The organism is Streptomyces sp. NPDC052701 (assembly GCF_040678355.1).
Classification (GTDB): domain Bacteria; phylum Actinomycetota; class Actinomycetes; order Streptomycetales; family Streptomycetaceae; genus Streptomyces.
The window spans coordinates 1-8,372 of the sequence record NZ_JBFATO010000067.1 but is presented as its reverse complement, the minus strand read 5'-3'; the positions used below and the strand labels follow the sequence as shown (position 1 = coordinate 8,372).

The following is an 8,372-nucleotide window of genomic DNA, read 5'->3' as shown; positions in this document are numbered from 1 at the left end:
TCGCGCTCCGCGTCACCGTGAACCGCCGAACGGTAGACGACGACATCGAAGCCACCACCGTCCTGAACGATGACACCCAAACCCCGCCCAGGATCTGCCCGCCGTTCTCCGCCAGGCCCTGCTTGCGCAGATCGGACAGCGCACCCGTGTGCGAGGCGGTGCGGGCCTGCTTCCGCTTCACAGGCATCGGCTTGTCGCTGTGCCGGTAGCTCAGGTACGGGGCCGCGATCTGCTGGATCTGTCCGACCGTCGCAACCTTCAACACCCCGAACACCCGCAACACGTCACCGCACAGATTGTTCGACGACCCCGCCGGATTCCCCTCACGCTTGACCGCCATCAGCCCCGCTTCCCCCGTCACCTGTCGCGCGCGGCCACCTGCCGAACGCCGACCGCGCCCGGCCGCAGGAGGCACCCGGCCCCCGAACCCGATGATCTCCTCCTCCACGGACATCACACAGACGTTCAGAAGGAGACAAGAGGGTCGTGACAACGCGACACGCGGCCGTATCTACGTGGTGGCCTGGGCTTTCTCCATCCGGATCGATGCCGGACACCAAAGTGGGCTCCACAGTGGCCCCCCAAGTGCCCACCGCAGAAGGCCGGGACGGCTCACCCGCTGCTGGTCGGGCCCGTGGCCGGGACGGGCCCGCCGGGCGCCTGCCGGTGGCCGGTGCGTGGTCATCGCGGTGGCTCCTTCGCTTCAGACCGCCCTGGTGGGCGGGGAATCGAGGGAGCAGCGTGCAGGGGCCCCCTTGTCGGCGGTCTGACCGTGGCCGGTATCGGCCGTGGTCAAGGAGAAACGCGGTCGTGGTCGGGGCGGTAGCAGAGGTGGACAAGGGGTCATGGTCGGGTTCGTGGTCGGGCCGACCACGCCGGACAAGGGGGACGGATTTGCCCCTTGTAGCCCCGATTCGTCCGGTTCGGAGCGGGAGGGAGAGTTCCCTGTCCTCTGTCCACAGGCTGGCGGGCCGACCCTGCTGGGACGTCGCCGTGATCGGCATGGCGACCGTACGTCAGGAGCTGCCCATGTCCCCCCATAGTTCCCTCGCTGCCCCCACACCTGGTCCAGCTCGGCTTCGACTACGTCCTGGCGGTGGAGGCAGGAGACGACGTCCAGGCCGCGCGGCTCGCGCCCGAGGTGGAGCAGTTGCCGGGACTGCTGTCGGCCATCGCGGAACTGATCGTCTTCCCCGCGACCGCGTTGCCCGACGACTCCGACCCCTGCGCCGACTCCTTCGTCCTGGACGAGGTCGGGTGCGTGCTGCTGTCCGCGCTGCGGGACTGGGCGCGGGACTCCCCCACCACGGCGGCGTTGGGCATCGCCCGCAGCATCATTCGGTTCATCTTCCCCGAGCGGGTGCGGCGGCTGGTGCTGGACTCGGTGGTCGACCCGACCGACGTCTGGTAAGAGGCCAACCTCAACCAGGACCTGGCCTTCAACGACCGCCACCGCGCCTTCCTGGCCTGGGTCGCCCGGTACGACTCGACGTACCGTCTGGGCACCGATCCGGAGAGGGTCGAGGCCACGTGGTACGCCATGCGCTCCGCCCTGGCGAAGAAGCCGGCCGGCGGCATGGTGGGCGCCTCGGAGCTGGAGGACACCTTCATCCCGGACGGCTACTACAACGGCTACTGGCCGTCCCTCGCAGAGGCGTTCGCGGCGTACGTCAACGACAAGAACCCCGAGCCGCTGGTGCAGGCGTACGAGGACTTCGGCGCGGTCGACGCCTCGGGGGACAACGGCTACAGCGTCTACACCTCCGTGCAGTGCCGGGACGCCGCATGGCCGCGCGACTGGCGGCGGTGGCGCGAGGACAACTGGGCGGTGTACGAGAAGGCGCCCTTCATGACCTGGAACAACACCTGGTACAACGCGCCCTGCGCCTTCTGGCCGACGGACTCGCTGCGGCCGGTGAACGTCGCCAACGGCAAGCTGCCGCCGGTGCTGCTGTTCCAGGCGACCGGCGACGCCGCCACCCCGTACGAGGGCGCCGTCACGGCCCACCGCCTGCTGGCCCGCTCCAGCCTGGTCGTCGAGGAGGGCGGCGGCAACCACGGCATCACGCTCAGCGGGAACGCCTGCCTGGACGAGCACTTGGCGGCCTATCTGACCGACGGCACCGTGCCGCGCGGGTACGGCACCGCGGACACGGTGTGCGAGGCGCTGCCGGACCCGAAACCGGGGGCGGCCGAGGGGTCGGCGAAGAAGGCGGGGTCGGCCTCCTCGAAGGGCTCGACGCTGCACGGCCTGCTCGGCTTCCGCGGCTGAGCCGTCCCCGGCCCGTCCGCCGGGGGCGGACATTGTCGGACCCGTGATCCACTATGGACCCATGAGTGAGCTGACGAGAATCCCCGCCCCCGACGGAGTCGCCCCCGCGGCGCAGTACAGCCATGTGGTGACGGGCACGGGCCGTCTCGTGGCGGTCGCCGGTCAACTCCCGCTGGACGAGGAGGGCCGGACGGTCGGCGCGGGCGACCCGGCGGCCCAGGCCCGCCAGGTCTTCGAGAACCTCCGGCGGTGCCTGGCCGCCGCCGGGGCGACCTTCGACGACGTCGTCAAACTCACCTACTTCGTCACGGACATGGCCCACATGCCCGCGATCCGCGCCGCCCGGGCCGCGCACATACCCGACGACCGGCTGCCGGCCGCGTCGGCGGTGCGGGTCGCGGGGCTGGTCCGCCCCGACTGCCTGATGGAGATCGAGGCCTTCGCGGTGGTACCGCGGTGACGGGCCTGCGCGTCCGGGAGATGACCCTCGCCGACTGCGACCGCGTCGCGGAGATCCGCGTCCGCGGCTGGCAGCACGCGTACCGCGGGATGATCTCGCAGTCGTACCTCGACGGGCTCAGTGTCGCGCGCGACGCCGAGCGGCGCCGGGAGCACCTGGCGCGGGCCGACGGTGCGGTAGTGAACCTGGTCGCCGAGGACGCGGGCGGCGAGGTCGTCGGCTGGGCCTGCCACGGCCCGTACCGGGAGGGCGAAGTCCTCACCGGTGACGCCGAGTTGTACGCGATCTACGTCCACCCGGACCAGCTCGGCCGGGGCGCGGGGCAGGCCCTGCTCGCCCAGTCGCTCGCGCGCTGCGCCGCTGCGGGCCACGGCCGTCTCCTGCTGTGGGTGCTGAAGGAGAACGTCCGGGCCCGCCACTTCTACGAACGGGCCGGTCTGCGGCCGGACGGCGCCGAGGAGCCCTTCGAGGTCGAGGGCGTGAGGGTGCCGGAGGTGCGCTACGCCATACCGCTCTGACTCACCTCTGTCTCGCTCACCTCTGTCTCGGGATCCGTCCCAGCGCCCGTACCGCCGTCTCGGCCAGCGCCGGATGGGCCAGGGCCTCGTTCAGCACGGGTGCGGCCCGGCCGTCCCCCAGCGCGCCCAGCCCGTCCACGCAGGCGAGCGCCACACAGCAGTACGGATCGTGCGGGCGCAGGGCGAACGTCATCCCGGACCCCGACCACCCGGACACCGCCGACACCCTGGAGGCGATGCACAACGAGCGCCTGGCGCTGGCCCACGCGGTGTACCCCGAACCCGGTGCGCACCGATAGCAGCACCACCACGTGCGCCGGTGCGGTGGTGCGGTGGGGAGCACCCACCCGGTGCGCACCACCATCCATCCGGTGCGCATCCACTCGGTGGGCGGTGCGCGCACCGGTGCGGCAGGCGCGCGGAAGTGGTGCGCATCGGATGGACTCGGTGCGGTGGAGTGGACCGGCTGAGGGCGGCGCGTTTCCCCTAATCCGGGGTGTAGGCGGCTCGGTCCGGTCTTCGCAAGGGGCTGGGTGAGCGGTCGACAACGGGCAGCGGAACGCCTTCGGCCCTCATGGTCCTGGAGACCCGCTCTGAGACTGGCGCCGCTGTCCACCGGTGGGATCCGTGGCGGTGTCGTGGGCGTCGGGCAATGCCTGATGTCAGCCTGGCCCGAGAGGCCTTCGCCTAGAGCGGCGAGACCCGGCGCCTTCGCCACGGCCACGGACCCCACCACCGTCCGCACCTCGCGGTGATGACGCGGGCGCCGGGCTGATGCCTTCGTTTCCCCTGGTCTTCGAGACCTCTGTCAAGAGCGGCACAGCCCGGGGCCTCCGTGATCACCGTGAAACTCCGAGCCGCCCGCCGGACGTTGATCGTCACGGCACGAGCCCGCCCCAGGGTCGACCTCTCGTTTCATCCACGAGCCCGCGAGCTCTGCAGACAGACCGAGCCCCTGGGGTGCGCTGGTGTCGCGAACGGCTACTGAGATGGCGGACCTGTGAGTCCTGGGATTAGGACGCTGCGCGACCCGCATGTGCTCGTGACCTGCATAAATGACCGGATCTGGGAGGATGGCTTGACCGTGTTCTGCGGCATCGACTGGGCGGAGCGCCACCATGACGTCGCCCTCGTCGACGACACCGGCACCCTGCTCGCCAAGGCCCGCATCAGCGATGACGCGGCCGGCTACAGCAAACTCCTGGACCTGTTGGCTGAACACGGCGACAGCCCGGAGACCCCCATACCCGCGGCCATCGAAACCAGCCGCGGCCTGCTCGTGGCTTCCCTGCGCACCGGTGATCGCAAGGTCTTCGCGATCAACCCGCTCGCCGCCTCCCGCTACCGCGACCGGCACGGCGTCAGCCACAAGAAGTCCGACCCCGGCGACGCCTTGGTCTTGGCGAATATCCTGCGCACCGACATGCACGCCCACCGGCCGCTGCCCGCCGACAGCGAACTCGCCCAGGCCATCACCGTGCTGGCCCGAGCCCAGCAGGACGCCGTCTGGAGCCGCCAGCAGGTCGCCAACCAGGTCCGCTCGCTGCTGCGCGAGTACTACCCCGCCGCCCTGCACGCCTTCCAGAGCAAAGAAGGCGGTCTGACCAGGGCAGACGCCCGGGTGGTCCTTGTCCTCGCCCCGACCCCGGCGAAGGCCGCGAAACTCACCCTTGCCCAGCTGCGCGCCGCCCTCAAGCGCAGCGGCCGCACCCGCGGCTTCGACACCGAGACCGACCGCCTGCGGGAGATCTTCCGCTCCGAGTACGCCCGGCATCGCCCGGCCGTCGAGGACGCGTTCGGCCAGCAGCTGCTGGCTCTGCTCAAGCAGCTGGATGCCGCCTGCCAGGCCGCGGACGACCTCACCACGGCCGCCGAAGCAGCGTTCAAGGAGCACGCCGACAGCGAGATCCTGCTCAGCTTCCCCGGCCTCGGCCCCCTGCTCGGAGCCCGGCTGCTCGCCGAGGTCGGCGACGACCGGACACGGTTCGCCGACGCCCGAGCCCTGAAGTCGTACGCCGGCTCGGCCCCGATCACCCGGGCCTCCGGCAAGAAGCACTTCGTCGGCCGCCGCTTCGTCAAGAACAACCGGCTCATGCACGCCGGCTTCCTCTGGGCCTTCTCAGCCCTCACCGCCTCACCAGGAGCCAACGCCCACTACCGGCGCCGACGCGAACACGGAGACTGGCACAACGCCGCCCAGCGTCACCTGCTCAACCGCTTCCTCGGACAGCTCCACCACTGTCTCTAGACCCGGCAGCTGTTCGACGAACAGCGTGCCTTCGCGCCACTCCTTCCAGCGCCTGCATGACCCGCAAAACCGCACCTCGGCAACGAGAACAAGGGCGTTGCGAAAGCTCCACCCTGCCGAAGCGCGAACTCAATCGGAGGGCGTGGCCGGGGCCCGCAGGCCGAGCCATTGATCGGCGTCCCAGGCCCGGAACCGCTCTATTTCGGTGAAGCCCAGCTTTGCCGCGAGGCGCATCGAGCGGGCGTTGGCGGTCTGGGTGGAGAGCACTACCGGCTCACCTGGAAGGACGTCTTCGAGCCAGTCCAGTGCCGCCGCGCACGCTTCGGCGGCATACCCGAATCCCCAGGACTGCGGCAGGAACAGGTAGCCGAGATCGACTTTTCCCACGGCAGAGGGACAAACGTGCTCCGTTACTCTCCTGAGCAGGATCTGGCCGATCATCGTCCCGTCGAGATCGACGACGAAACTCCCGGACCGCCGCCCGGGCACCTCGGGCATCTCGCCCTCAAGCTCGTCACGCGGCCGGGGACCGCCGAGGTAGGTGTGCACCTCCGGCGAGGCGTGCAGCTCGATGAACGCCGCACGGTCCCTCGCCTCGGGCTCACGCAGCACGAGCCTCTCCGTCTTGATCGATGCAGGTGGCCACGCAACGGGTCCGAGATCATTCATGTCGGCCAGCCAACCAGCGGCCTCAGTAGCGATCAAGACTCGCGGTCCCTCTTGACTTCTTATCCCCCTGAGATGTCTTGACACGGGCCGAGGTCAAGGAGAAATGCGGCGGGTGCGCACCGAGTGGATGCACGGCATCGTCCCGGCGACGTCGTCCACTCCACCGGGTGGGCTCCACTCAGTGGAGTGGGTGCGGAGCGCGGTGGCATCCACTCCGACGGTGGACTCCACTCGATGGAGTGGAGCCGGGCATCGTCGGTGCGCACCACCGCACCGGGTGCGCACCATCGGGTCCACTCAGTGGCCGGCCTCCCGGCCGCGGTGCGGTCCGGGCTCCTGCGGGTGGTGCGCCTGCTGGTCGTCTGGGCGCACCGGGCGCACCGCGCCGGTGTCGTCGTCCTGGCCGGTGTAGCGGCCCGCGCGAACGCGGTCCGCGCGAACGCGTGAGTCGTCGCCCACCTTGGCGAACGCGTCCTGGAGACGGCGCAGCCGGTCGGCCGTGAGATCGAGGGCTTCCACGTCCGTGCGGGACTCGCGCAAGGCCCGCAGCGCCGAAAGGTCGATCGCCTCCCGGCGTCCGGCCTCCGGGTCCTGGTCGTCGTGCTCGGGGTCGGCTGCCGGGGACGCGAGCTGCTCGGGCATCGCCGCCTGCTGATGGGCGACGACGTCGTACGCCCGGCCCCGCACAGCCGTGGCGGTGGTGGTGCGCAGCTGCTCGCGCACCACCGCGCCGGCGAGGACGGCTCGCTCGTACTGGAGCGGGATGCGGGGGATCTCCCACTCCCCCGCGTCCTGGCCCGGGGGCCGGGGCGCGGCCGGCTCGCCGGGATCGGCCGCGGGTTGCCGGTCCGGGGCGGGGGCGGGGGTCGGAGGCCGGCGGCGGGCGGGGAGGTCGGACAGGGACCACCGGGCGGTGTAGAGGCGGTAGTCCGACAGCAGGCCGATCGTGGTTGTCGGCTCGCTGATGTCCAGGCAGTGGGCAGAGATGGCGGCTGCCACGATTCTGTCGTCCAGGTCGGGGCCGCGGCGGCGGCCGCGCAGGACGAGGGCGAGGTGGCGGCGGGCTTCGGCGAGCAGGTGCCGGCGGTGGAAGCCCCGCCGCCGTTCATCACGAACACGGTCGCGGCGACGTCCACGGCCGCCAGGGCGACGTCGACCACGGCGGCGACCCGGGCCCGGATCGCTGCCGCTGCGGCGCGGGCGTGCTCGAGGAGGGAGGTGATGACGTCGGCGGCGACACCGGAGGTGAGGATCGCGCTCGCCTTCCACCACGCGCGCAGCTGCGCGAGCGGGCGGGCCTTCCGGGCCTGTGCGTCGTTCCAGGCGATCCTCGGCTTGCTCGGGTCGGTGTAGTCGTGCGCGCTGCACCGGGCAGCGGCGACCGCGTCGGCGCCGGGGACCTGGCGGATCACCGCCCGGACGGCGGCGATGAGCTGGGTGACGGTGTCCTGGGTGGCGACCGCGTCGTCCAGCACGGTGGAGTCCAGCGCCCGGCGGTGCTTGCCGTTGAGGACACCGGTGGCCCTCACCACCTCGCGCACGGCCTCGAAGATCCGGTTCGGGCGGGCGGAACGGGCCAGCCGGCGGCGGAAGTAGGCCAGCAGCGACGGATCGAACGCCATGTCGTGCAGGCCCAGCCCGCAGGCGGCCTTCCACCGCAGATCGCACCGCAGTTCCTGGACCGTCTCGAAGTCCGACAGCCCGTGCAGGGCCTGCAAGGTGATCGCGGCGGCCAGGATCTGCGGCGGCATGCTCGGCCGCCCGTTCGCCGACGGATACATGTCCGCGAACATTGCCGCCGGGAACAGCTCGCCGCGGTGCCCGGTCAGGAACGCGAACACACTCCCGGCCGGGATCAACCCCCGGCAGGTCTCCCACACATCCGGCCCAACACTCTCGCCGACCCACTCACCCATCGCCACACAACGAGTCTGGCCCTGCCGCTGACGAGGCAGGGCCAGGACCCAAGATCTTCACCAGCCTTCTAGCAGGCACAGCCGGCGTTTCCCGGCTCCTGGCGGGCCCCGGCGGAGCGGAGCCCGGTGGAGCGGGGCCCGGCGGGTCGTCGATCGGGCGGGAGGACGGCCGCCCGGTGGTCGGGGAACGCGGGCGCTGGATCCTTGGGGTGTCGCCGGATCTGTCGTTTCGCCCGCGGCGCACGTCCGTGGTGCGATGGAAGCGGGGGCGGAAAGGAGAGCGATCATG

General features: G+C 71.2%; 6 protein-coding genes and 4 pseudogenes. 5 read left to right on the top strand and 5 right to left on the bottom strand.

Annotated elements, in window-relative coordinates; genetic code table 11:
• Positions 1 to 454, bottom strand: a pseudogene (locus tag AB0L29_RS35270) (hypothetical protein); the annotation flags it as partial.
• Between the two features lie 891 nt (positions 455 to 1,345).
• On the opposite strand from AB0L29_RS35270, the pseudogene AB0L29_RS35265 reads away from it, so the two are divergent.
• The 3 genes and pseudogenes from AB0L29_RS35265 to AB0L29_RS35255 form a co-directional block, all read left to right on the top strand.
• Positions 1,346 to 2,272 (top strand): annotated as a pseudogene (locus tag AB0L29_RS35265) (alpha/beta hydrolase); the annotation flags it as partial.
• 61 nt (positions 2,273 to 2,333) lie between these two features.
• Positions 2,334 to 2,732 (top strand): RidA family protein, encoded by a 399-nt coding sequence (locus AB0L29_RS35260; RefSeq protein ID WP_365833410.1) that lies wholly within the window; start codon positions 2,334 to 2,336, stop codon positions 2,730 to 2,732.
• Positions 2,733 to 2,752: 20 nt separating this feature from the next.
• On the top strand, positions 2,753 to 3,250 hold the full coding sequence (locus AB0L29_RS35255) for a GNAT family N-acetyltransferase (protein ID WP_365833416.1): 498 nt from the start codon (positions 2,753 to 2,755) through the stop codon (positions 3,248 to 3,250).
• A gap of 16 nt (positions 3,251 to 3,266) precedes the next feature.
• On the opposite strand, the pseudogene AB0L29_RS35250 reads toward AB0L29_RS35255, so the two are convergent.
• Positions 3,267 to 3,431 (bottom strand): annotated as a pseudogene (locus AB0L29_RS35250) (adenylosuccinate lyase); the annotation flags it as partial.
• An 882-nt stretch (positions 3,432 to 4,313) separates the two neighbouring features.
• On the opposite strand from AB0L29_RS35250, the gene AB0L29_RS35245 reads away from it, so the two are divergent.
• Complete coding sequence (locus AB0L29_RS35245) at positions 4,314 to 5,498, top strand: IS110 family transposase (protein WP_365833414.1); 1,185 nt, start codon at positions 4,314 to 4,316, stop codon at positions 5,496 to 5,498.
• 129 nt (positions 5,499 to 5,627) lie between these two features.
• Here AB0L29_RS35245 and AB0L29_RS35240 read toward each other — a convergent pair whose 3' ends face one another.
• On the bottom strand, positions 5,628 to 6,167 hold the full coding sequence (locus AB0L29_RS35240) for a GNAT family N-acetyltransferase (protein ID WP_365833412.1): 540 nt from the start codon (positions 6,165 to 6,167) through the stop codon (positions 5,628 to 5,630).
• A gap of 297 nt (positions 6,168 to 6,464) precedes the next feature.
• A complete protein-coding gene (locus tag AB0L29_RS35235; protein WP_365833420.1) occupies positions 6,465 to 7,166 on the bottom strand; it encodes a hypothetical protein in 702 nt (233 codons plus the stop codon).
• Between AB0L29_RS35235 and AB0L29_RS35230 the strand changes: the two genes are divergently transcribed.
• Positions 7,143 to 7,520, top strand: coding sequence for a hypothetical protein (locus tag AB0L29_RS35230; RefSeq protein WP_365833418.1), 378 nt, complete (start codon positions 7,143 to 7,145; stop codon positions 7,518 to 7,520). The two genes, AB0L29_RS35235 and AB0L29_RS35230, sit on opposite strands and share 24 nt — an antisense overlap.
• On the opposite strand, the pseudogene AB0L29_RS35225 reads toward AB0L29_RS35230, so the two are convergent.
• Positions 7,469 to 8,083 (bottom strand): annotated as a pseudogene (locus AB0L29_RS35225) (transposase); the annotation flags it as partial. The gene AB0L29_RS35230 and the pseudogene AB0L29_RS35225 sit on opposite strands and share 52 nt — an antisense overlap.
• Positions 8,084 to 8,372 lie beyond the last annotated feature (289 nt).